The organism is Enterococcus hulanensis (genome assembly GCF_005405485.1).
GTDB lineage: Bacteria > Bacillota > Bacilli > Lactobacillales > Enterococcaceae > Enterococcus_A > Enterococcus_A hulanensis.
Window position 1 is genome coordinate 1 of the sequence record NZ_BJED01000017.1, and the last position, 23,983, is coordinate 23,983.

At 41.7% G+C, this 23,983-nt stretch carries 22 protein-coding genes; 5 read left to right on the forward strand and 17 right to left on the reverse strand.

The window, feature by feature from the left end; translation table 11 throughout:
- Positions 1-131: 131 nt before the first annotated feature.
- The 7 genes from FFR60_RS16955 to FFR60_RS16985 all read right to left on the reverse strand — a co-directional run bounded on the left by FFR60_RS16955 (position 132) and on the right by FFR60_RS16985 (position 7,264).
- A complete protein-coding gene (locus tag FFR60_RS16955) occupies positions 132-1,418 on the reverse strand; it encodes an L-lactate MFS transporter (RefSeq protein ID WP_137665051.1) in 1,287 nt (428 codons plus the stop codon).
- A 333-nt stretch (positions 1,419-1,751) separates the two neighbouring features.
- The gene (locus FFR60_RS16960) at positions 1,752-2,513 is read right to left on the reverse strand and encodes an ABC transporter permease (RefSeq protein ID WP_137665052.1); all 762 of its coding nucleotides are present in this window, start codon (positions 2,511-2,513) and stop codon (positions 1,752-1,754) included.
- A gap of 20 nt (positions 2,514-2,533) precedes the next feature.
- Complete coding sequence (locus tag FFR60_RS16965; protein ID WP_137665053.1) at positions 2,534-3,601, reverse strand: ABC transporter substrate-binding protein; 1,068 nt, start codon at positions 3,599-3,601, stop codon at positions 2,534-2,536.
- A 22-nt stretch (positions 3,602-3,623) separates the two neighbouring features.
- Positions 3,624-4,412 carry an ABC transporter ATP-binding protein gene (locus FFR60_RS16970; protein WP_137665054.1) on the reverse strand — a complete coding sequence of 263 codons (789 nt, stop codon included), beginning with the start codon at positions 4,410-4,412 and terminating at the stop codon, positions 3,624-3,626.
- A 70-nt stretch (positions 4,413-4,482) separates the two neighbouring features.
- Positions 4,483-5,706, reverse strand: coding sequence for a trans-sulfuration enzyme family protein (locus FFR60_RS16975; RefSeq protein ID WP_137665055.1), 1,224 nt, complete (start codon positions 5,704-5,706; stop codon positions 4,483-4,485).
- 446 nt (positions 5,707-6,152) lie between these two features.
- A complete protein-coding gene (locus FFR60_RS16980; protein WP_137665056.1) occupies positions 6,153-6,584 on the reverse strand; it encodes an effector binding domain-containing protein in 432 nt (143 codons plus the stop codon).
- Positions 6,585-6,733: 149 nt separating this feature from the next.
- Positions 6,734-7,264: a helix-turn-helix domain-containing protein gene (locus FFR60_RS16985; protein ID WP_137665057.1), complete on the reverse strand. Its 531-nt coding sequence runs from the start codon at positions 7,262-7,264 to the stop codon at positions 6,734-6,736.
- A gap of 215 nt (positions 7,265-7,479) precedes the next feature.
- Between FFR60_RS16985 and FFR60_RS16990 the strand changes: the two genes are divergently transcribed.
- Both FFR60_RS16990 and FFR60_RS16995 read left to right on the forward strand, forming a co-directional pair.
- A complete protein-coding gene (locus FFR60_RS16990) occupies positions 7,480-7,932 on the forward strand; it encodes a LytTR family DNA-binding domain-containing protein (RefSeq protein WP_137665058.1) in 453 nt (150 codons plus the stop codon).
- Positions 7,917-8,327 (forward strand): hypothetical protein, encoded by a 411-nt coding sequence (locus FFR60_RS16995; RefSeq protein WP_137665059.1) that lies wholly within the window; start codon positions 7,917-7,919, stop codon positions 8,325-8,327. The genes FFR60_RS16990 and FFR60_RS16995 overlap by 16 nt, the downstream gene beginning before the upstream one ends.
- Positions 8,328-8,369: 42 nt before the next feature.
- Here the strand turns inward: FFR60_RS16995 and FFR60_RS17000 are convergent, their stop codons facing one another.
- The 10 genes from FFR60_RS17000 to FFR60_RS17045 all read right to left on the reverse strand — a co-directional run bounded on the left by FFR60_RS17000 (position 8,370) and on the right by FFR60_RS17045 (position 19,685).
- Entirely contained in the window at positions 8,370-8,690 is a 321-nt protein-coding gene (locus FFR60_RS17000; protein WP_088933889.1) for a DsrE/DsrF/TusD sulfur relay family protein, read from the reverse strand.
- A gap of 164 nt (positions 8,691-8,854) precedes the next feature.
- The gene (locus FFR60_RS17005; protein WP_137665060.1) at positions 8,855-9,958 is read right to left on the reverse strand and encodes a coiled-coil domain-containing protein; all 1,104 of its coding nucleotides are present in this window, start codon (positions 9,956-9,958) and stop codon (positions 8,855-8,857) included.
- An 18-nt stretch (positions 9,959-9,976) separates the two neighbouring features.
- Positions 9,977-10,720, reverse strand: coding sequence for a hypothetical protein (locus tag FFR60_RS17010; protein WP_088933891.1), 744 nt, complete (start codon positions 10,718-10,720; stop codon positions 9,977-9,979).
- Between the two features lie 18 nt (positions 10,721-10,738).
- Entirely contained in the window at positions 10,739-11,305 is a 567-nt protein-coding gene (gene lepB, locus FFR60_RS17015) for a signal peptidase I (protein WP_137665061.1), read from the reverse strand.
- A gap of 16 nt (positions 11,306-11,321) precedes the next feature.
- Positions 11,322-13,568, reverse strand: a complete 2,247-nt coding sequence (locus FFR60_RS17020; RefSeq protein WP_137665062.1) for a glucosaminidase domain-containing protein — start codon at positions 13,566-13,568, stop codon at positions 11,322-11,324.
- Positions 13,569-14,323: 755 nt separating this feature from the next.
- A complete protein-coding gene (phnX, locus tag FFR60_RS17025) occupies positions 14,324-15,145 on the reverse strand; it encodes a phosphonoacetaldehyde hydrolase (protein WP_137665063.1) in 822 nt (273 codons plus the stop codon).
- A complete protein-coding gene (gene phnW / locus FFR60_RS17030; protein WP_137665064.1) occupies positions 15,135-16,226 on the reverse strand; it encodes a 2-aminoethylphosphonate--pyruvate transaminase in 1,092 nt (363 codons plus the stop codon). The genes phnX and phnW overlap by 11 nt, the downstream gene beginning before the upstream one ends.
- Before the next feature lie 10 nt (positions 16,227-16,236).
- Positions 16,237-17,211 carry an extracellular solute-binding protein gene (locus tag FFR60_RS17035; protein ID WP_137665065.1) on the reverse strand — a complete coding sequence of 325 codons (975 nt, stop codon included), beginning with the start codon at positions 17,209-17,211 and terminating at the stop codon, positions 16,237-16,239.
- A gap of 36 nt (positions 17,212-17,247) precedes the next feature.
- Positions 17,248-18,924, reverse strand: coding sequence for an ABC transporter permease subunit (locus FFR60_RS17040; RefSeq protein ID WP_137665066.1), 1,677 nt, complete (start codon positions 18,922-18,924; stop codon positions 17,248-17,250).
- The gene (locus FFR60_RS17045) at positions 18,921-19,685 is read right to left on the reverse strand and encodes an ABC transporter ATP-binding protein (RefSeq protein ID WP_088933898.1); all 765 of its coding nucleotides are present in this window, start codon (positions 19,683-19,685) and stop codon (positions 18,921-18,923) included. Before FFR60_RS17045 ends, FFR60_RS17040 begins: the two co-directional genes overlap by 4 nt.
- A gap of 327 nt (positions 19,686-20,012) precedes the next feature.
- Here FFR60_RS17045 and FFR60_RS17050 point away from each other — a divergent pair, with 327 nt between their 5' ends.
- The 3 genes from FFR60_RS17050 to FFR60_RS17060 are packed head-to-tail and all read left to right on the forward strand — an operon-like array spanning position 20,013 to position 23,965.
- Complete coding sequence (locus FFR60_RS17050; protein ID WP_088933899.1) at positions 20,013-20,444, forward strand: MarR family winged helix-turn-helix transcriptional regulator; 432 nt, start codon at positions 20,013-20,015, stop codon at positions 20,442-20,444.
- Between the two features lie 58 nt (positions 20,445-20,502).
- Complete coding sequence (locus tag FFR60_RS17055) at positions 20,503-22,224, forward strand: ABC transporter ATP-binding protein (RefSeq protein WP_137665067.1); 1,722 nt, start codon at positions 20,503-20,505, stop codon at positions 22,222-22,224.
- Positions 22,214-23,965: an ABC transporter ATP-binding protein gene (locus tag FFR60_RS17060; protein WP_137665068.1), complete on the forward strand. Its 1,752-nt coding sequence runs from the start codon at positions 22,214-22,216 to the stop codon at positions 23,963-23,965. The genes FFR60_RS17055 and FFR60_RS17060 overlap by 11 nt, the downstream gene beginning before the upstream one ends.
- The last annotated feature ends 18 nt before the right edge of the window (positions 23,966-23,983 follow it).

Below are 23,983 nucleotides of genomic sequence, written 5' to 3' on the forward strand. Positions count from 1 at the left end.
TTATCTCGCAATTACTATTTTACAAGGAAATCATCTATGAGTCTTTTTTGTGTTGCACTTAAAGTGTAAATCCGCCAGTCAAAAAAAAGCGATTGAAATCAAATTGATTTCAATCGCTTTAAATTTACTTTTTACGCTTTTTTAGTGTTGTCACAGTTTGCCCCTGCTGCACCCTCATTCGTATTCGCTTTAGCTAATCCTTTGATCGCCGCACGAATAATCATCGAAGCCGTGAAACCAACCAACGCTAAAACTGCGAAGATTCGTAAAACATTCGTATAAGAATGGAACATCTCAGTAACCTTGCCTAGGAAAATTGGGCCAAACATTCCGGCCGCAGCCCAAGCAGTTAAGATATAACCGTGAATCGCACCGACTTCTTTCGAACCGAAAACATCCCCGATATAAGCGGGCACGATCGAAAAGCCTGCGCCGTAGCAAGTCATCAATAGACAGATCAATGCTGCAAACAGCAACGGTGAATTTACTACTGATAAACTCAATAGAACGACGATATCGATCACGAAAAGAATCGTAAAGACATTTTTTCGACCTAAGACATCTGAAATCAGCGCCCAAACCAAGCGGCCGCAGCCGTTGAAGACACCCATCACACCGACCATCGTAGCAGCCATTCCAGCTGACATTCCGGTAATTTCTTGAGCCATTGGCGAAGCTTCTGAAACAAGCGAGATTCCGCAAGTAATATTTAAAAATAGCATAAACCATAATAACCAAAATGTTTTGGTTTTGATTGCTTGATTGGCGGTCAATTGCACACCGCTGTATTGGACCTTCACTTCTTCTTTTGGTTCTGGCGCTTCAAAGCCTGCCGGCGTCCAGCCAACTGGCGGTTTTTCCAAATAACGCGAAGCAGTGAACATCACTAAGAAATAAGCAACCCCTAAAATATAGAAGGTATTAGAAACACCGACACGCACCATTAATTGTTGGGCGATCGGTCCGGTGATCATGGAAGCAAAACCAAAGCCCATGATAGCAAGTCCGGTAGCCAAGCCTTTTCTATCCGGGAACCAGCGAATCATTGTTGACACAGGTGTAACATACCCCGCTCCTAAACCAATCCCGCCGATAATTCCGTAAGTCAGATACAGCATTGGCAATGATTGACTAGAAATGGCAAACCCAGTCGAAATAATTCCTAAACCAAATAAAATCGATGCGACCGTTCCGGTTTTTCTCGGGCCAAATTTCTCCACAAATTTCCCCATAAACGCCGCTGATGTTCCTAAACAGAAAATCGCTAAACTAAATGCAAAAGAGATCGACGATTTGTCCCATCCCGTCAATTCTTTGATCGGTTCTTTAAATACACTCCACGCGTATGCTGAACCGATAGACAGATGAATCGCTACTCCTGATAAGGCGATCAGCCATCTATTTTTTTCCCTGCGCATTCTTTTCCCTCCTGATTTCAATCCATTTGTCTGTTTGAGTGCGATAAAAAAGAGATAACATCTGTTATCTTTTTTTATTTAAAAAAATATTTTTTTCAAACACCCAATAATCACGAGTATACGCTCTCATTTACTTAAATTCAACAAAAATTTTAATATAATCCGATTATATTCGACGTTATTAAAAAAAAGAATTTTTGCTGGTACTTTTGATAGAAATTTCCCCTATTTTTAAGCTGTTCAACCTAGATCAGACTGATTATTCCAAAGAAAAAGGTCGATGAGTAACTTTAACAGAACTCATCAACCTTTCGACTCTTTTTAAATTACGGGTCAATCAATTGTCCACTTCAACAATCGATTCTTAATTTTCTCAAATATCTGCATCACCAACACTAACACTAATACCATGAAGATGAAGCCGCCCCACATATTTTTGTATATTCCTAGGCTGGAATAGCGTTTGACATAAAATCCTAAGCCATAAGTTGCGCCATACATTTCAGCATAAACCAGCATCACGAAAGAGCTGCGCAGAGAATTGACAAAGCCTGATAAAATCGACGGACTAGCAGCAGGCAAAATCACTTTAAAAAATTTCTTCGCCCCATGCAGTTCCAATGTCGCCGCGTTATCCAAATAACGTTTATCAATCGTTTGGATACCTGTAATCGTCGCGAAAAGTGTGGCCCAAACCGTCCCATAGACGATTAAAATGACTGATGCCCACCAAAAATCGGGAGCTAATAAAACGACAAATGGCGATAGTAATATTGATGGCACACAACTGAAGGCATAAATGATTGGGTGCAAAATCTCCCGCAATCGTGTATTCATCCCCACTAACACGCCTAAACCCAAGGCAATCACTAACGTTACCGAAATCGAAGGAATCAAAAGCTTTAATGAGTACAGTAGATTAAGCACTGCATAATCGCGATCCTTAACAAAAGCTTCCCAGATATCCTCAATTGGCGGAAACATTAAGGCGTTAAACATTTTATTGTCCGAAACATACTTATATAGAAAGACAAAACCGACACAAATCAGAAAAGTGATCCAATATTTTTTGATGAATAGACTAATTTTTTTCATCTATATTTTCCTTTAGTCGGCTATAAATTGTTCTCTTCATAGAACTCAACGGCATTCTTATAAAACTCTGGATCTTCGTCACTGTATTTTTCTACAGCATTATCCAACGCTTCCTTATATAGATCAGAGTAAATCCGGTCTTCAAGCTTCACGTTTTTGTCCTCTTGATCAATTCCGCCAACTGCTTTCATATATTTGTAATTATCCATGACAATATTCTTAACCGTATCCGGATTGATACGATAGTGTTCATTCAGCATGTAGGCCTCAACATACTCTTCATCGGTTCCTAACTGCTCTGCCATCAAGCCTACACATTTTTCACGATTTGCTTCAAAATAGGCTTGCGCACGAATCAAAGCTTCATTCAATAATTTAACCGTCTCAGGATTTTTTTTGACCCATGAATCCCGCGCAACCATCCTGCAGCATGAATAATTTGGAGTAATATCGCTACAGTAGTCCACAATCTTGATGCCTTTAGTATTTTGGACTTGGTACATCTTGCCAGTACCGATCACAGCATAATCAAGCTCACCTTTTTGAATTGCGGTGATTTCGTCATCATCACTGATATCGACAAATTCGATTTCCTTTTCTAGATCATGACCCTTTTCATATAATTCATGCAAGGTCGCATAACGAGAGATCGTATCTCCGTATTTACTGCCTAATAAAGATTCAGGCCCATTCCATTCTGCATCTTCTGCAGCAATGATTGGCATCGAACCAGTCAGCATGAAGCCGCCGATGATCGCCATGTCATCTCCAGCCGCAATCATTTGTACAGGTGTCCACGTTCCTGAATTAGAAGCAATGTCTACTTGTCCAGTCGTAACGGCTTCCAACTGTCCTTCATCCAATGGAACCTCATCAATCGTCAAACCCAGCTCCTTGAAATAGCCTTTGTCTTTAGCGATGCTTACCAACACATTCCCACTATTTCCTTGAGCCCAAGTAATTTTTTTAGACTCACCTTTTTCTGCCTTAGAGTCCGTTTTATCGATCTTCGCTGAATTTCCGCCGCAGGCACCCAACCCTAAAACCAATGTGGCTAGTGCCAATAAAGCAATCAATCTTTTTTTCATGTTTCTCCTCCTAATACATTTCCTATTCAATATGTTTCTCGACATCACGATTAATGTTTTTAATTAACGTGTTACGCAGCTTTAAAACTTCTAGATTTTCAAACTGGGTATCACGGGTCGCTCTTTTTTCCTCAGGAATTCGGCATTCGTAAATAATATTGCTTGGAGACTGTCCCAAAACAACGATTCGATTGGCTAAAAGGAGTGCCTCATCCACATCATGAGTTACGAAAAAGACCGTCTTTTTCGTTTCTTCTTTTGACCACAAATCTAAAATCAAATCCTGCAATCGAGCCCGTGTCACCGCATCAAGAGCTCCAAAGGGTTCATCCATCAATAAAATCGGCGAATCGACACTCAATGAACGCGCGATTGCACATCGTTGCTTCATCCCGCCCGAAAGTTCCTTTGGCAATTTTTTATAAACAGATGGGGCCAAACCAACCTTTTCGAACATGTCTAAAATAAGCGACTTTAATTCCTTTTTGTCTTTTTGCGGATACTTTTGTTTTAATGCCAGCAAAATATTTTCACCAGCACTCATCCACGGAAACAAACCGTAGTCTTGAAAAACTACGCCGCGCTCCAAACTTGCCCCTTTAATCGGTATAGAGTCTATGGTGAGAGTTCCCGATGTTGGCATTTCTAATCCTGCTAACAACCTTAAAAAGGTACTCTTGCCACAACCCGATTGTCCTAATAAACAAACAAACTCGCCCGACTCTATCTCCAAATTAATGTCCTTCAAAATCAATCGATTCGGGACTTCCTTGTACGCAAATGAAACGTCGGTAACTCTTATCTGCTCCATACTTCTCCTTTCTCAGTTAAAATATCTTTTTCATTTCACCTATGAAAAACACTCGTTTACCTCAAAGTATCTATGATTTTAAAACGGCAAAAGCTTGCTCAAAATCGGCAATGATATCTTCTTTATTCTCTAATCCACAAGATAAACGGATCAAATTATCTTTGATACCTGCTTTTTCCCGATCCTCTTTTGGCATATTCCCATGAGTCATACTAGCCGGATGCTGTACCAAAGTTTCCGGATCGCCGAGACTCACAGCGATTGAAGCGACCTTCAATTGGTTCACAACTTTTTTACAAGCAGTAAAGCTGTCCATGCCATTAATCTCTTCTTTTAATTCAAAAGCCATGATACCGCTGAATTGGTCATTCATCTGTTTCTTAGCCAGTTCATATTGCTGATGACTTTCTAAGCCTGGGTAATAAACTTTTTCGACAAAAGGCATATCCTCAAGATATTTTGCGGCCGCCAGACCATTCTCACAATGACGCGCCATCCGTAATTCCAAAGTCTGCATACCACGCAATACCAAAAATGAATTAAACGGACTCGGTGTTGAGCCGCACAGTTTCGTTGCAGCATCCTTGCGAATCGTCGTGACATCCTCTTCATTTCCGATCACAAAACCAGAAATTACATCACCATGCCCATTGATGTATTTCGTACCGCTATGAACCACGATATCTGCACCCAGCTGCAATGGATATTGGATTGGCGGCGGCGCAAATGTATTATCGACAACAACCTTGATATCATGCTGATGCGCTAATTCAGAGATTGCTGCAATATCCGTTAACTCCAAGGTTGGATTTGTTGGTGTTTCAAAGTAGATCATCTTTGTATTCTCTTGAATCGCCGTTTCCACTGCAACTAAATCACTAGTGTCTAAAAATGTAGTCGTCACACCAAATTTCGTTAATGTATTCTTTAAAACGAGTGATGAACACCCATAAATACATTCGCCGCTAATCACATGATCCCCCGCTTGCAGCAATCCAACGAAAACCGAACCAATTGCACCCATACCAGAAGCCGTTGCAATACACGCTTCACCGCCTTCTAAAGCAGCTAGCTTATTTTCTAATGCTGTTGTGGTTGGATTTCCGCCACGAGAATAAGCATATCCCGGAACTTCCCCATCAAAAACTTGACTTCCTTTTTCAACGGACTCAAAACAAAACGTCGATGTTTGATAAATCGGTGTTGCTAATGCGCCATACGCTGGGTCCGGTTCTTGTCCGGCATGAATCGCCAAAGTACCAAACCCTACTTGTTGCAAATCAATCTTACTCATTTTTACCCTCCAACTTGTTTTTAAATTTCATAGATAGTTTGGATTCATTCGATTAGAATGCTTTTTAATACGAACGTTAGTAAACAGACAGCACTTTTTGTGCACGACAAAAAGAGGCATACCAGTTAGTATGTCTCCTCATTTTCCAATCACAAATAAACCCACTAATTATTGAAAAAAATGAGGTGAGAAAGTCTGTCTATTCTGTTAGCTGTCCTAGAAACTCTAAGATTTAGCGATCTTCACGCTCAGTAACGCTGCATAAACATTTTCTCACCTCCTGCTTCATTCCACCTAAGTGAATTCCATCACTAGTATACCTTTTCACGATAGCGTTTACTATATCATCGCTGAATATTATTTTTTTAATTCTTTTTGACAATAAAAAGACCACTAAACGATCAACGCCTAGCAGTCCCTTATTTCAAAGTGAATCCCTTCGTCTACTATTGTGCCTTTTTCTTAACTGGCGCATAGAATGACAGCTTTCCGACACTTGTATATTCCTCTAAATTAAAATTACCGGCAATTTGATAAGCCTCATTTTGCATCAATTCGCCGTAACTCTGACCGATTAATTGATCTAGCTCCACTTGATCTGTGTAGCTCAAGTCAAAGCATGTGTAAGTTCCAGCGGGCAGCTCGAACTCCGAGGGACGTGTTTCTGCTGTTTCGGTATCACCGATCAGATAACACTGATCCCCATCGATCACCGCATTCACAGCCAACAGCTCTCCCTCAATTTTCGAGGCATACTCTTCTTTAGCTCGCATTTTTTGTTTGCTCATCTCAGCCAATTCCTCCGGCGAATTCGACGGCTGCAAGGTCGTCAGCCATCCATGAACCGTCACCGCTTCTCTCTCAACTATCTTCAACATGACTAGATTCCTTCTTTCTTCGTAGCTATCTATCATTAAACTTTCTTCCAATAAAGAAAATTCGGGATTCACGTATTACATGCTAAATATATGCCCCTCATCTAGCCAATGCAATAAAAACGCTTACTGAAATACCTGTAACAAGACCATCAGAAATGAATCAATCCCATCGCTGCAAGAATGAAAATCATCAAACATAAAAGTGTCACAAATAAAGCCGCTAATAAGAAAACACTGGCGGCCGTTCGAATAGGAGCAGCCATTTCCTCCTTCAGATTTTTGAAGTGGATCACACACAACCATATCGCAGCGATCACGATCAAAAGCTGAACTGGGATAATATTTTCCAGTCTGCCGCCATTGGACGCTGTCAAAAAACTAATAATTGAAAAGATCAGCAGCGCTCCCCCACAGATTCCTGAAAACAATCCGATCCGGATCGTCTGCAGCAGCCTCGCCTCGTTTGCCATCTTAGCCATGTACTTCGCATCTCCTTTCATCAAATAATCAAGAGAAATCTCATAATAATCACTGATAGCCACCAGCGTTGGAATATCAGGATAATTTTTCTCATTCTCCCAATTCGAGACCGTTTGGCGAGTCACATTAAAAATCTCCGCCACTTCTTGTTGCGTCTGTCCCCGCTTTTTTCTTTGCGCCTTCAAAATTTCAGCAATCACAGTGATCCCTCCTTCTTAATTTAATGATAGAATTTCTTTTTTAATTATACTAGAAAGCCCCGCTTGCTTACTGGTTTTATCGCGCAAGCATTATTTGACATTCCTAATTTAGCGGACTCCTTTTGCAACAAACACATCTTTTAATGCAACAAACGAAAAAAAGATTCTTTCTGTAGCAAATCCTTGCTATGCTAAAGTCACAAAGGAGGAAACACATGAATATCAACTTTACCTGGGTGAAAGAAAAAGCATTAAACGAAATAGATATCTTCGCAAATCCGGAAAATAAACCAAGGCTGCTGCACCTTGAAAAACACTTAAATCAAGAACAAGAAATCCTAGCGATTGATCCAAAAAATAATCGCTCCGTTAAATTACCGTTACATCAAATCGAATCATTCGAAACGATGGGACATCTCGTCAAAGTAAATTTGCTGAATCAGCAGAACTATCTCATGCAAAAACGTCTTAAAGAACTGATCAATCTAGAGAAGGAAAACTTCTATCGGATCAATAATTCACAGATTTTAAATCTAAGCAGTATCCAATCTTTTCAATTAGGAGAACACGCCCGCTTAGAAGTTCAAACTAAAACCGATACTACTTATGTCGTCAGCCGCCACTATGCAAAAAATATTAAGGAGAGACTTTCATGTTCAAACAATTAAAAAATTCTTTCTTCCAAGCCGCTTTCGGATCGTTGATTTGGATCACGATTCTTTGTTCCATCACCGATTTATTTTCACAGATCCCCTTCACTTATACCTGGCACTTGATCGGGATCAGCAGCTTGGTCGGTCTAGTATTTGGTGTGATCTATCCCTACTTATGGAACTATTCAACCTTGAAGGCATCGACTAACATTATTATCTGTACACTGGTTAATACCTTTTGTGCCTATGCAGGCGTCTACCTTTACTCCGTTCAAATGTTTGATTTTATCCGCCCATTCTTTGTTGGCGTACTATTATTGACCCTGATATTGCATATCATTGCCTTCTACTTTTATTCCAAATACGACAACAAAAAAATGGCTGCCAGCTTAAATCAGTTGAATAACTAAAAAATTCCCTGACTTGATGATCCAAGTCAGGGATTTTATTTATTAGAATGTCACGATCTTGTCTGCCCACTCCACCATTTCCACGCAATCAAACATCGTTGAGATCGGACAAGAGGTCTGATCTTCTAATTGTCTAGATTTTAAGCAAGTCCCGCAGGCCAATAATTCTCCGCCATTTTCCTCCAGCTTCTTCATTTCAGCTGGCACATCATACTGTTCGTCTTCGATGCTTTCGACTTCTACTGCTTCTCCCATCAAGAAAAATTTAACTTCATGCGTTTTCTTCAGGGCAGCCACACCAAAGCGAAAGGCATTCCACGCTTTTTCGTGCTCCTTTGTTTCCAAAATGATCGCTAATTTCATTTCATCCGCTCCTTTAATTGATAAAAAATTTGGTAGATATTTTTATCCTAATCACTTTAAAGTATAGCGTTTTCAAACGCTAAAAACAATCTGCCTAAGATTCTAGGTGCACGCCAAAAAAGGTATCAGCCAATACCTGCCGATACCTTAATTAAAATGATTCATTAATCTTCGGAATTGATGACATTTTCCTGCATTTTTCCTTGCGCAAGGATATCTACTCGGGTTTGCATCTCTTCGTACAGTGACAATACAGATTGACGTGATTCGATCACTTCGTCGGAAATTTCCTTCGCCTGTTCATTGATTAAGGCCAACTCTCTCTTAGCTTCTTCAATGATCCTGTGAGCGTCCATCTTAGATTTTTCTACCATCCGATTGGCTTGTTTCCGTGCTGAAATCAACACTTCCCCAATTTCTTGCTGGGTCGAAACGGCATCTTGCTTCAACTGCTCATTTTCTGCTTGGAGCTGCGCAACCTTTTCACGTAGTTCACTCGTTTCCTTTGCCTGAACTTCTTTGGCTGCTTGTTCTTCGATCATTCGATCCATCGCCTGATCCTTCTCAACGATTACTTTATCTAATTGAGAATACTGTTCGTCCTTCTCATTGATCTCCGCAATAAGGTCATTGATTTGACCTTCCAGTTGATGGATTTTTTCAAGTCGTTGGATTTCTTCATCTTTTTGCTGAGCAACCAGCGCTTGATGTTCTTCGTGAATTTCTTCCAGCTCCTGTTCAACTGTAGCTAAATGTTCCACTGAATCTTTCAGTTTTTTGTTTTCTTCCTGCACTTGTTCTAATTGCTGTTTCAAATTATCCAGCTCTTGCGTTTCTTTTAGTCGCTGAACTTCTTGGCGTGCTCGTTGAACCTCTGCCTCCAAGTCTTGGATTTGACGACGGTTTTGCGCCTTTTCCTCACCCATTCGTAAAACTGATTGACGATAGTTTTCATTTTCCTTCGTCAATTGCTGGGTCTGAGCCGTCATTTCTTTTTTATATTTCTGTAAAACCTGCTCCTTTTCAAAAATCAAACGTTTCAGTTCTTTGATTTCTTCTGCCTGTTTTTCCGGCGACTCAGGAACAGTGTTATCAGAAACCATTTTTAATGCAGGTGCAGATTTTGGCTGCGCTGGTGCTGGGGTTGGTGTTTGATTTTGTGTTGGTGCCTGCGTTTCATTTTCCACTTTCTCCTCCGGAACGGAATTGATTTCATCGATAATGTTCTTATTGAAAAACCATCCGCTCTTCTTTTGTTGTGCTACCATTGCTTTCCCTTCTTTCCGTTAGTCTTCTTCTTGAATCATTACAAATTTATCTTCTCCATTCTCACGAGAGAAAGTACAACTATAATCTTGTTTCTGCTGCTCGCCATCCCTTACGTTCAGCTGGAAGGTGATCTGTGTCAGATTTACTACCCCCTCTGCTTCAGCCGCAAACGACTTGATATTATCTTTAATTTGCTGCCGATTATCTTCACTAGTCAAATCTCCCGCCAGAGCAATGTTCAACGTTTGGGTCGGTATATCTAAGACGATCAAGGTCGTCGGCAAACCAAAATAAGGACTGAGTTTGTTGGAAAGATCACTCTCCATCGCGTATTGCTTTTCGCGACTTTCATCGGTGAATAATTCATCCCATGCATAATCCTGCAGGCCAAGCCCTTCTTTAGGGTACTCTTTGACCGGCAGCTTATTGATCAGCTTCTTTTGTTCCTTCTTCATCACCTGAACATCATCTCTCAACGTACTGTTTTGTTCATTGGCCGCATATAGCTGATCCTGCACTTGAAACAGGCTGAAAGTATTCAAAAAAAGGACTACTGCTAAACAGAAGGTGACGAATAATAACGCCGATATATGCTTTGATTGTTGAATTTGCTTGACGTAATCCAACTTTCGCTGAAAAGTCGCCGAAGCATCTCGCGGCGGCTTAATCAATTGCAATCGAACGTTGATAATCATTCGATACAACCACACTAGGAGCACTATAATAATAAGCCCTACGCAAACCCAATTAATGATTATCACGTGTTTTCCCCTTTTCTTTTAGTTTTTTACTTTAGCGAGATGAATCGCTGGGAAACGGAATTGGACAGTGCCTTCGATTGACTTCCGATGAACAAACCCAAACGTCCGGCTGTCTTTAGAAACATCGACATGGTCCCCGATCACAAAATAAACATCCTCTGGAATTCTGTTTAACGTTTGAAATTCATCTGCCACAGTCGGCGATAGGTGAAACGTGTTCGTTGTTTCAAAATCACCCTGTTCGCCGATATTCAAAACCATTCGATCATTTCGGACAAACATACTGTCGCCGGGTAAACCAATCACGCGTTTGACAAACATCCCCTCTTCCTTATCAACTGAGAACGTAATAATATCGTAGCGTTGGATTTGAACATTTTTTTTCACTAGAACCTGATCCCTTTCAGTGAGCGTAGGAATCATCGAAGTCCCAGAAATTGTATGAACACTGTAGCGCTTTTGTAACTGTCCTCTCATAACAAACAGCATCGTTACAGATAAAATGATAAGAAGGACGATGGTTAAAATGACTGCCCTCCTGTCATGCGGCGGATCCTCTGCGTGCTCGTGTCGCCTATTTGCCATGAGTAATGGCACCCCTTTATTTTGCTTTAATATAAGTTACTAAATCAGATTTCGCTAAATTCGCGTCGATCACACGATAGGAAATCACCGTACCTCCATATACGTTACCTTCTGAAATCAAAATCCCCTCTGGTCGAACTGCCTCAACAAAAGCTACATGACCATAGCGCGGATCTGACCCGGCCGTACCCGGTGTGAAGGAAATCAGCCAGCCTGCTTTAGGTTCGCGACTAACCTCGTAACCCAGTGCTTTGCCTTTTGTTCCCCATTCACCGCCATTGCCCATAAAGTCGTCAACGCTCTTTCCTAACTGTTTCACACGATTAAAGGCGTACCAAGTACATTGTCCAACTGGATACGAACCTGAGGTATTGTAATTGACTCCGTTATAATCCGGATAGCGCATCATAGAGCGATATTCTTCTGGGATCTCATCTTTACCTTTAATAAAGACCCCTGATGACTGATCGACTTTTACACGATCGTATTGCGTCAAATTGTAGACCGCGATGATCGAATTCAACTTTCTATCATAAGATGTATCTGTCGCATAAGTCCCCGTCAGCGCATGGGTTGACCGTAAATAATTCTTCGCAGTCGAACGCCAAGTTTTTTGATAGTACCCGTCATTGCCAGAGATGCCGCCGCGTAATAATTGAACGTAGTCACCTAATGAAGCGGCATAGTTTGGATACTTGCGAAATGCGGAATTAATCGAGTACAGATCCCCATTTCCGCGATCTTCTTGAGTCGCCATGGAGACGGCTTGTCCTTGATAGGTTCCCTTCACTCCGAAAAGATTATAGTTCGGTGGCAACGATAAGCTGCTGCTGCCAGAACCGCTTTCCAATAATGCCTGAGCGATCATTACTGATGCAAAAACATCATATTCTTGTCCCAGCTTGCGTGCATCTTCCGCAATCGTCGAAATGAATTTCTTCGACGCTTCATTTTCGGTGAAATTGATCGAAGCAGGGTATTCTGCCAAGGTAGTTTGACCATATTCAGTCAAAGTAACCTCTGGTAAAGCCTGCACTAACAGCTCTTCATCAATATCCATCGGCTGCAAAACGACCTGCCGCTGCTTTTCTTTTTCGGCTGAATCTTCAGTAGTTTCTTTATCCTCGTTCGGATCAGCCTCTTTTGCATCAGCGTCTTCGGTATTTGTTGAATCCGCGGAAGCCTCTACTTCTACATCCTCAACCGTTAAGTAATAATCTTTGCCGATGTATACCCCGATCATTTCAAGCTGATTATTTTTCTTTTGATAAAGCAAACTGCCGACACTGATTTCGTCCGTCTGCTTTTCAGGTGTTCCTGTGATTTCAATCGCGAAAAGATCGCTGTAAAGCTTAGCCGCTAATTGCTCTACATTGAAATCCTGCTCTTGTTCAACCCCAAGTTTTTTGATTCCATCATAGATCAATGCCGCATGTGCTTTATTTTCAAAACTAGAAAGCAAGGGCAGCTCATAGCCTTTCAAATCTGATTGAGCGACTTCGGCTGTCTTCAATTCACTTGGTAGTTGTAAGGTACTGGTTTCAGAAAAAGCATCCGGTGTATCTTGGATAACAGCGGTGCTAGCTTGAACTTTAGGTTCGCTTGGTGCCGGCGGTGTTGGCGTGTTTGGTGACGGATTTTGAATCGAGCCTGGTGACGTCGGAACCGACGGCGTACTCGGTTGCGGCTGTTCCTGACTAGTCGCTGGTGGCGGTGTAGACGAACTAGTTGTCGTCGTCCCTGTCGAACCATCGTTGCTTGAGCTGGTAGTGCTGCTCGGAGTACTGCTAGAAGTTGAAGTATCGCTTGTAGAAGTACTAGGTGTCGTTGAACTGGACGTTTGACTTGTAGTAGTCCCGCCAGTTGAACTTTCACTCGTTGTTTCTCCGTTAGTCGTGCTTTCAGTGGCCGAACTTTCACTCTTCGGCGGTTCAACCGTACTGCTTTCCGGCGTTGATTCCGGAACAGGCTCCTTTGCCGGCGTATTTTCTTCTGGCGCTTGTTCCACCGGGGCCTCTGGCACAGCAGGCGGCTCAGTTACAGGCGGTTCCGGCGCCGGAGTTTCTGGACTTTCTGCCGGCTCAGCTGGAGTTTCCGGTACAGCTGGCGCTGGTTCTGCCACAGTTGAGCTTTCTGGAACTGTCATCTCCACGACAGAAGATTCTTGAAGTAAGTTATCAGCTTTTAGTGCCCCGCTGCGCAAGCTAGCTACTCCCCAACAAAATACTGCTACCCCACAAATTGCCATAACAATCTTTTTCATGAACATTTCCCCTTCTTTCTATTCCTAAATCAAGCTAAGTATTCTTTAAAAATACTGGGGCAACCAATGATTTAAAAAAAATCAAGGATGCTGACAATAATCCGCATCCTTGATTCAAACTTCGATAATGATGCATCCATTCTTTACAAGTTACCAATGAATGCTGATCATCCTACGCCGCTCATCGCTAAGACTCTAACTAGCATCTGATAAGTCACAATATTTCACTGATTCGCGGCATTTTGGCTTTTCCTGATAAGGAAAGATGCTATCAACATGATTCATTGATTGAGTACCCATCAACCTTCAGCATGCTGTCAGTAATAAAATTACAATGACCGGATCTCTTATGTATATTATTTGATTTGTTTTTTTATGTACTTTAATAGTAGACAATTGACCACTCTAAAAATTCTCAAAATGAAATCCTTCGATAGTCTCATAAACCAGAGAAAACACCTTCATTACGCACACCATTGGTTACAATATTATTCTACCCGCATTTATAAGGAATGTCTCAGCCATTTTTAAAATATAAAATTTAATTTTTGGGTAAAAATAAGCAATCCACGCGCATGTATCCGCTTTCTTTTCTGTGCTTGCTTACATCTAGCTATATTTCAAAGCTGTAAATAGAACTGCAAGACAAAAATTCTTTTTTTGTTTTTTTTATTCACTTTTTGGGTAATTCATTCAATCGTTATATTCTTCCTAAAAAACAAATAAACACCGACTATAAAAGTCGATGCTTTGCTCTAATCAAATACCGTTTCGATTTTTTTCCCGCGCAATTTTTGAATCGTCGAATGCTCTTGTAAAACCTCTGCTAACTCCAATAAATTTTTTACACAAAAATCGGCGCCATGCTGGTAGAATTTTTCAGCTGTCAGCTGGTTCAAACGTTCCATCTCTTCCTTTGAAAGACTTTTATACTCTTCCAACGAAAGCCCCATCTCCGAGCTGCCTTCTGTTACCGCGATACTCAAGACGCCAGCGTTCTTACCTTCTTTAATATCAGAGATGGTATCTCCGACTTTAATCACTTCCTCCATCGAATGATTTTCAAAATAGCGCATATTCTCAAAAATCATAAATGGATAGGGGCGACCCAACGAGTCCACATCATCCGGCGTCACAACATAGTCCGGATGGTACCCTTCGACTTTAGCCGTTTCAAAAACGACGTTCATCATTTCTTTAGTGTAACCGGTAGTCGAACCGATATTGTAGCCTAGCTGCTTGATTTTTTTCATCGCCTGCTTGGTTTCTGGTTTTAGGTGACTGTTTTCCGCCAGATCTGCAAATAAATATTTTTCAAAGTCTTGATAGATACTTAATACATCGGCTTCCACTGAGGGGCGGCCATACAGCTCCAACCATTGCTTTTTTACTTTATCAAGCGAAAGCAGCTGCTTGATATGATCGATTTTAAGCATTCCCATGGGTTCTCGAATTTCTTCATACGTAAGCTCGATCTTTTTATTTTCAAATGCTTTTTTAAAAGCTTCGACCGGAGCCATACAGCCAAAGTCAACGGTCGTTCCCGCCCAGTCTAAAATAATTGTATTAACTGACATACGCCACCTCCGCATAATTTTCAATCACCTTAACTAAACGATGAATATCTTCAGGATAGATATCACCAATATTACCAATCCGAAAACAGTCTGCTGTGCTGATTTTCCCTGGATAGATCACAAAACCATTCTCCTTCAAATGCTGATAAAAATTGTCAAAATCAAAGGACGCTTGCTTTGGAAACAGGAAAGACGTGATAAATGGTCCTTGATACTGCTTGATAAAGGGGTGATATCCCAACTCCTCCATTTTTTGCCGCAGCAGTCGATTATTGGTCAAATACCGCATATAGCGCTGGTAGATTCCCCCTTCCTCATCCAGTTCTTTCAATGCTTGCTGAAATGCCAGAACTGTATGAGTTGGCGAAGTAAAGCGCCACTTCCCATCTTTTTCCATCGTTTCGTATTGGTCATAAAGATCCAATGACACCGTTCGAGCATAACGCCGTTTTTCTAACTGATCTCTTTTCGCTAAAATAAAGGAAAAGCCCGGAACTCCTTGAATACATTTATTTGAACTTGAGATCAAAAAATCAATCGACAGCCCGGAAACATCAATGGGAATCCCGCCGAAACTAGACATCGCATCAACAATAAACAGCAGTCCATTTTCTTTAGCCAGCTGCGCAATATCTTCCAGCTCATTTAGAATACCGGAAGTCGTTTCACTGTGAACCATTGCGATGGCTGTGATAGAAGAATCATTCTTAAGAATTTCCGTAATAGCTTCTGCTTGAGGAATCTCATCCTCAGCAACTTCATACACTGTGTAGGTCAGATTGTGGCGTTCGCTCATACTGACAATTCGGAGACCATAGGCACCATTTACACAAATCAATACATGATCCTCTTCTCCGATGACCGAACTCAAGACAGATTCCACCCCAAATGAGCCGCTGCCCTGCATCAAGATCGTGGTATATTCCGTATCTGTTACTCCTGCTAGGGTCAATAGTTTCTGACGAATATCTTGAGTGATCGTTTTATATTCTTGATCCCACGTACAGTGATCGACCATCATAGCCTGCTTAACTGATTTAGTCGTCGTCAATGGTCCAGGGGTTAATAATTTATATTCCATACTGAACTCCTTAATCTACCAATTTTTGGTGTTTTTCTAATAATTCTGCGGTTAATTCGTCTGGGAACACTTTCTGATCCTTCGCTACTTGTTCCGAGTTAACCGTTTCTCCTTCGTATAACGCACTAGGGTAAATCTTCAATAAATCCTTGCGGCCTTTTTCTAAGATCAGGTTCAGCATTTTTTCTGCTTCTGGATTCGTCTTTTCCCCTTTATCAACCACCGCCAGAGATTCCGTCAACGTGTAAGTCCCCTCTGATGGCTCAACAAAATCAATCGGCAATCCGTCCTGTTTATCTTTGACTGCCTGATGCCGCAGTCCAAAACCAATCGCGACTTCTCCTAGGCGAACCTTTTTCAAAGGACCAGAACCAGAACTTTCTAGGTGATCTCCGGCATTTTTATAGATTCCTTTTAAGATCGTTTTGGCTTCAGCTTCTCCATAGCTGTCAACCAAGCCTTGGAACAATAACCATGCGGTAGAAGATTGCTTGATATCCGAGATGGATATCGCATCTTTGTATTTAGGATCTGCTAAATCTTTTAGACTTGTAGGAACCGGCAGCTTCAGTTCGTTTAAAACATCCGTATTGTAAAAAATCGTTCCTTCTTGTACCGTGAAAGGCGCGGTATAGTCAGGAATCTTCGTCAATGAATCGACAGACAGGTCCAGCTTTTTAAACATCTTTTCCTTTTTTTGAGCACTATTTAAATAGAAGGTACTCATCGTCACTAAGTCAGCTTCGATATTTTTTCCCTCTGCTAGAAGTTTGCCGCCTAACTCCGACGTTCCAAAAGATTGCAGCGTGTATTTGCCTTTGTAGCCATTTTTGTCTAAAACATTCTTAATCACTTCCACCGGCTCTTCGTCGGCATTGGTGTAGATGGTGACTTTCTCGTTCGCCGCATTACTTTTGCTGCAGCCTCCTAATAATAGAAGGAACAGCAGACTACCTAGTAAAGCAACTAGTTTCCTTTTCTTCATTCATCATTCTCCTTTTTCAAATTAGTGGATTAATTTTTAAGCTTTTTTTCTTTGTACAATAGTAGTTACTTTTGTGTTTAGCTTTCTTTTCGCTTGTCGAACTGGTAAATGTGAAACGGACATTTTTTTCAATAGTTGGGTAAGTCCCTGCATAATTAAATTGATTATCAGTAAGAACAACGAAAGCATGAAGATATCGTTAAAGCGGCCAAAGTGCTGCAGTTCCTTCAATTTGGCGGTAATAACCATCGTATTGGCGCTGGTTAAAAAAATCACCGCGCTGATCGTGACCATCGAATTGAAAAAGTAATAGGCAAAAATATCTATAATCGTCACTCTGGAGTTGGGAATCAAAATTCGCCAGACTGTTTTTAACCAGCTGTCCCCCATTAATTTGGCGGTATTCTCCCAGTTCAAATTCATTTTTTGCAATGCTTCTTTAGCCATCTGATAGGGTGTCGAAAAATAATGGACGATCGTCACAATAACTAAAACCAGCAAGGTGTTATGCAGCTGGCTGCCGCTAAATAGTAATAAATAGGCAACACCCAGAACCATTCCTGGAATCGAATTCGTGATCGTCGCGATACTGTCAATGATCTGGTTCACTTTATAGATTTTACGTTCTCTAGAAGTCAAAATCGCTGCCAAATAAGCAATGACCGTTCCAAGCCCAGCCGTCAATAACGCCATTAGCAAAGAATTTTTCAAAGTTAGAACCAAGCTGTCATCTTGGATAAACTGTGCAAAATTGTTTAAGGTCGGCTTTAGGTCATACGGCCAATTCGTTACCATTGGAATAATAATCAAGACCGCAAATACTCCTAAAATAAACAGAGAGATACTGACAAAAAGCAGTTGGAAGCACCAATCCCTCACATCATTCTTTTTGATTACTGCCTGCCGCGGCCGTTCGTAACGGACCACCTTCTTTTGCAAATGATTCAGGATCAAAATACTAATGATCGACGGCAATAGCATTGTTAAAGCGACTAAAGAGCCAAATTGGAAGTTCGGAATCGTCCCCATAAAACCTTCATATAGCAGTGTGGTAATGAAGGGTGTTTGCCCACCCACCGCACTAGGAATCCCAAAATCGGTAAAGGACATGAAGAACCCCTGCAAAAAAGCCACAGCCAAAACCCGTGTCAATGGCGTCAAGATCGTCTTATAAAGTGAACGATACCAGCTATCCCCCATCAAGCGAGAAACGATGAATAACTGCGTATCCAAATATTTCATCGAATTATTGATCAAAATAAAAATCGGCGGCAGCGTATAAATGATAAATCCCAATAAAATACCAATGGAGCCATAGATGTGGAACAGTTCCTGTTGAAAAACCTTGCTCCATAATCCCTGCTTGCCAAAAGCATAAATAAGGACAAATCCATAAGTGATCGTTGGTAAAAGCATCGGAAAATGCAGGATGCTCTCATTCAGCTTCAAAAATCTCCGATTGATTCGCGTAAAATTATTCCCATAAGCGAGTAAAAAGCCTAGGACCGTCGAACAGCTAGTTGCGGCCAGCGAATATTTCAAGCTATTGCTAAAGGAAATCCGCCAATCGTGATTAAAGATATCCAGACTAGCTTTATCTGTTTGCGAAAAAGCTGTCAGGATGATTTGAATGATCGGATAAGCTAAAAACAGAAAGAAGAATGCCAATACGATCCAGCTGATCAGCTTTTTCAATGAAACTGTGATTCTCATGATGCCGCTCTTTTCATTGATTGTTGAAAAATTTGTTGAATGTTATGCTGTTTGATCGCTAATTGATTGACGATAAATTCTTCGACGAAATGACATGAAGCTTGGCTCATGATCTCAATCGGCGAACTGCACTGCGCAATTTTCCCTTCATCAAGAACGACGATTTTGTCAGACATCGTCAGGGCTTCCTCTGGATCATGAGTAACGATCACAATCGTTAGATGCAGTTTGCGAGCAATCTCTTGGATTTTTTCTTTGATCGATTCTTTGATGACCCCATCTAAGGCGCTCAATGGTTCATCTAATAAAAGCAGCTGCGGCTTCATCACCAGCGTTCGGCCTAGAGCGACCCGCTGTTTTTGACCGCCTGATAATTGATGGATTGGTTTTTCTAAATGCTTTTCCAAATTCAGCAATTCGATCAACTCGTCTACCTCTGCTTTAGTCGAACATTCTTTATTGTTGCGCAATCCATACGTCAGGTTTTGATAAGCCGTCAAATTCGGAAACAGCGCATAGTCTTGAAAGACAATGTTGAACGGCCGCTTTTCCATCAGCGTGTGTGTAATATTACTTCCATTAAAGAAAATCTCGCCTCCGCTAGGTTCCTCTAAACCTAAAATCAGATTCAGCAAAGTTGTTTTACCAGAACCAGATTGACCCAAGATAGAAACGATCTCGCCAGACGCAATTTCCAAATTGATATTTTCCAGCACCGTCGTCTCTTGAAATTTTTTCGTGATGTTTTCGAGTTTTAGCACACTTATTTCCCCTTTTTTCGTAATAAGGAGCCCATTTCGCCAATACTTGTTGAAAGCAAAAAGCGACTAGCACATCGACATCCTTTGATAAAAAGTATACCGATGCAGTGTAAAGACACGATCAAGTTTATGCAAAGTTAAAATAAAGATTGTTATGGTTGTGTAAAGAATGTTAATTATTGCACATGGCTTTAGAAAAAATCGGTTGAAAAATCTCAAAGCAGCCTATTGGGAAACTTTCAGCTCATAATCGTTGCGCCCGCAACATTTTTCTTTTATACTGGTATGTGCTTGTTTAATGAGAAATACCGAGGAGGATTTTTTTAGATGGATTCTTTTGTTAAAATGGTCAATCGCATCTCACGGCTGTCGGCTTTGTACCGCGAAAAGGAGTTCAAGAAGCTGGGCTTAGGGGAGATGCACCACGCGTATATCCTAAGTGTCTGTGCTGAACCAGGGATTTCGCAAGAGGAATTAGCCTGCAGGATATTCATCAATAAAAGCAATGTCGCACGCCAATTAGCTCAGTTGGAACAAAAGGGCTTTATCATTCGCCAAAGCGATCAAAAGGATGCCCGGCGGTTAAGAATTTTTCCGACAGACAAATCCTTGGCACTAGAAACAGAAATTCGTTCGATTTTAGCAAATTGGAACCAAACGTTGTTAGCTGAAATTCCGGCTGAACAGCAAGAAGCCGTCTTGTCTGGTTTACAAACCATCATGGAAAAGGCCGAAACGGAAATGTGCGGAGGAAAATAAAGCCTTCAAAGTTTTTTATGAACTGATACAGAATCAAACAACTATGTGAGGAGCAAAAATGAAATTAATAATTAACTACCTGAAGCCCTATCGTTCTCGGGTAACCTTAGGCGTGATCATTAAATTTTTAGGAACCATGATGGAATTGGTTCTTCCATGGAACTTGGCGTATATCCTTGACCAAGTCATCCCGCAAAAAGATCCCAAGAAGATTCTTTTTTGGGGCGGTGTGATGCTGGTAGCTTCTGCCTTTGCTTTATGGGCAAATATCGTCGCCAATCGGATGGTCTCACGGATCGCAAAGGATACGACCGAGCACATTCGTGGGGATCTCTTCCATAAAATTACTTATTTGGATACGACGCAGATTGAAGATGTCGGAGTGTCCTCTCTAGTTTCACGTGTAACATCTGACACCTACAATATCCATTTGACCTTGGGAGTTATGATGCGGATGGGGATTCGCGCACCGATCCTTTTAGTCGGTGGAATATTGATTACCACCACATTGGACCCGATTTTGACATTAGTATTAGTCGCAATCATGCCGATCGTCTTCGTGATGGTGACACATATTTCTAAAAAGGGCGTTCCGCTCTTCGGCAAGCTGCAAAAGCAAGTCGACCAGCTCGTTTTGACGGTACGGGAAAATGTGACCGGATCACGAGTGATCAAAGCCTTATCCAAAGAAGCCTACGAGCGTCAACGCTTCGAAAACGTCAATCAGTCGTTAGTAAATGCTGAAACAACCGCAAATGTTACGCTGGCTGCCTCCCCTGCTTTGTTGGATCTATTTTTAAACTTAGGTCTGACATTAGTGATCGTCGTCAGTGCCTATCGAGTGAACGCTGGCTTGACACAACCGGGCGTCATCGTGGCTTTCTTGACTTACTTCACGATTATTTTGAATGCGATGCTTTCCATCACGCGGATCTTCGTCTTGTATTCTCGCGGTCTGGCTTCGGCTAATCGGATCAATGAAGTTTTACGCAAGAAACCGACAGTAGTTCCCGGAGCTATCGATCAAAGAAAACCAACTTCTACAAAATTGGTTTTTGATGATGTGACGTTTGCCTATCCTGACGGCGGACCGGCGATTGAAAATATTAGTTTCAGCGTTAAGCCCGGTGAAACCTTAGGGATCATGGGTGCTACCGGCAGCGGAAAAACCACGATCGCCAGTTTGATTTTGCGTTTATACGACCGAACCGCTGGGCAGATATTATTCGACGGGCAAGAGATTAAACATTACTCGCTGGATGCTCTGCACCAAAGAATCGGTGCGGTTTTGCAAAAGGATGTGCTTTTTGCTGATACGATTCGGGAGAATATTTTATTTGGCCGCACATTTTCCGAGGAACAACTTCAGCAGGCAATTGACGATGCTCAGGCTCGCGAGTTTATCGATAAATTAGCGGATGGCCTCGAGCATCATTTGGAAGCCAAAGGTCAAAACCTTAGCGGCGGACAAAAGCAGCGGGTGCTGCTGGCGCGGGCACTGATCGGTCAACCGGTTTTGCTGATTTTAGATGATTCTTCTAGTGCGTTGGATTACCACACTGATGCCAATTTGCGAAAAGCGCTGCGAACACATTTTGGTGATACAACAAAAATCTTGATCGCTCAACGGGTCAGCTCAATTCAACATGCGGATAAAATTTTATTGTTGGATAAGGGCAAAATGATCGGCTACGGTACGCATGATGAATTGTTAGCCGCAAATCCAACCTATCAAGAAATTTACCAAGGACAGACGGGAGGGCAAGTCATTGAAGAATAACGATTCACGCCGAGGCACGCTGCTCCGTTTGTGGGGATATCTGTACCATTTCAAGTGGCTGCTGTTTTTAGCCGTAATCCTGACGATCGCCAGCAATTTATTTGCTTTAGTCGGTCCCCTGCTGTCTGGTTACGCCATTGATGCGATCCAGATTGGTAAAGGCAACGTCGCCTTCCAAAAAGTTTTCTTCTATTGTAGTTTGATGGTGGGCTTCTATTTAGCCTCTGCGATTTTAAGCTACGGGATCAGCCGCTTGATGATCTACTTGAGTCAAAAAATCGCCTTTCGTCTACGGAAGGATCTATTTAACAAAATCGTTTCGCTGCCGGTCGGTTATTTTGACCAGCATCAAACTGGGGATATCGTCAGCCGTATGAGCTACGACATCGACACGATCAATACTTCTTTAGCGAGTGATTCGGTGCAGGTCCTAAGCAGTTTAGTAACGATCATCGGATCTTTTGTCATGATGCTAGTAATCTCGCCATTAATGGTGACGATCTTTTTAGTGACAGTACCGGCTTCGATTTTATTGACGCGCTTTTTGACCAATAAGTTCCAACCCTTATTCCGGAAACGTTCGGCTAAATTAGGTGAATTGAACGGGTTAACAGAGGAGCTCTTATCTGGGGAACAAACGACCAAGGTTTATCATCAGGAAGAAACCATGATTTCTCGCTTCGGCAAGAAAAACGAAGAAGCCATGAATGCGTATTACAACGCGGAATACTACGGCAGTATGACCGGCCCTTCTGTTAACTTCATCAACAATGTGTCACTATCATTGATCAGTATTTTAGGTGCCTTTCTATTCTTATATGGTCACCTAACATTAGGGAAGCTTTCCTCTTTCGTCTTATATTCACGGAAATTCTCTGGTCCGATCAATGAGCTGGCAAATATTTTCAGCGACCTGCAATCTTCTATCGCAGCGGCTGAACGAATCTTCAAGCTATTGGATGAAGAACCAGAAGTCCAAGATGTGCCGGATGCTCATGTCTTTGAAAAAGCCCACGGAGATATTCGCTTTGACCATGTCTCTTTCAGCTATCAAAGAAAACAGCCGGTGATCAAGGATTTATCCTTTGATATTTCTGCCGGCAGCGTCGTGGCCATCGTTGGTCCGACTGGTGCTGGAAAAACGACCATCGTTAATTTATTGATGCGTTTTTACGATCCTGATAGCGGCGCGATCTACTTGGATGGACAAAATATCAAAGAAGCGACTCGCGCTAGCTTGCGCAAGCAATACGCGATGGTCTTGCAGGATACGTGGCTCTTTACTGGGACGATCTTTGAAAATCTGACCTACGGGAATGAAACAGCCACTTTAGAAGATGTCATCAGAGCAACAAAGGCCGCCCACATCCATGATTTCATCGCGCAATTGCCAAAAGGCTATGACACTGTGATGACGGAAGATGGCTTAGCAATCTCTCAAGGGCAAAAGCAATTACTGACGATTGCTCGGGCAATGCTTTTAAACGCCGAGCTCTTGATTCTTGATGAAGCCACGTCAAATGTCGATACGCAAACAGAATTGCAAATCCAAGAGGCTATGGGGAAATTGATGGTGAATAAAACCTCCTTCATTATTGCCCACCGCCTTTCAACGATCCGTGAAGCTGATTTGATTTTGGTCGTCAATGACGGAAATATCGTCGAGCAAGGAACCCATACAGAATTATTAGCGAAGCAAGGTCGTTATTATGAACTGCATCAAGCCCAATTTGAAAATTAAAAAAAAGGTGAAGACCGC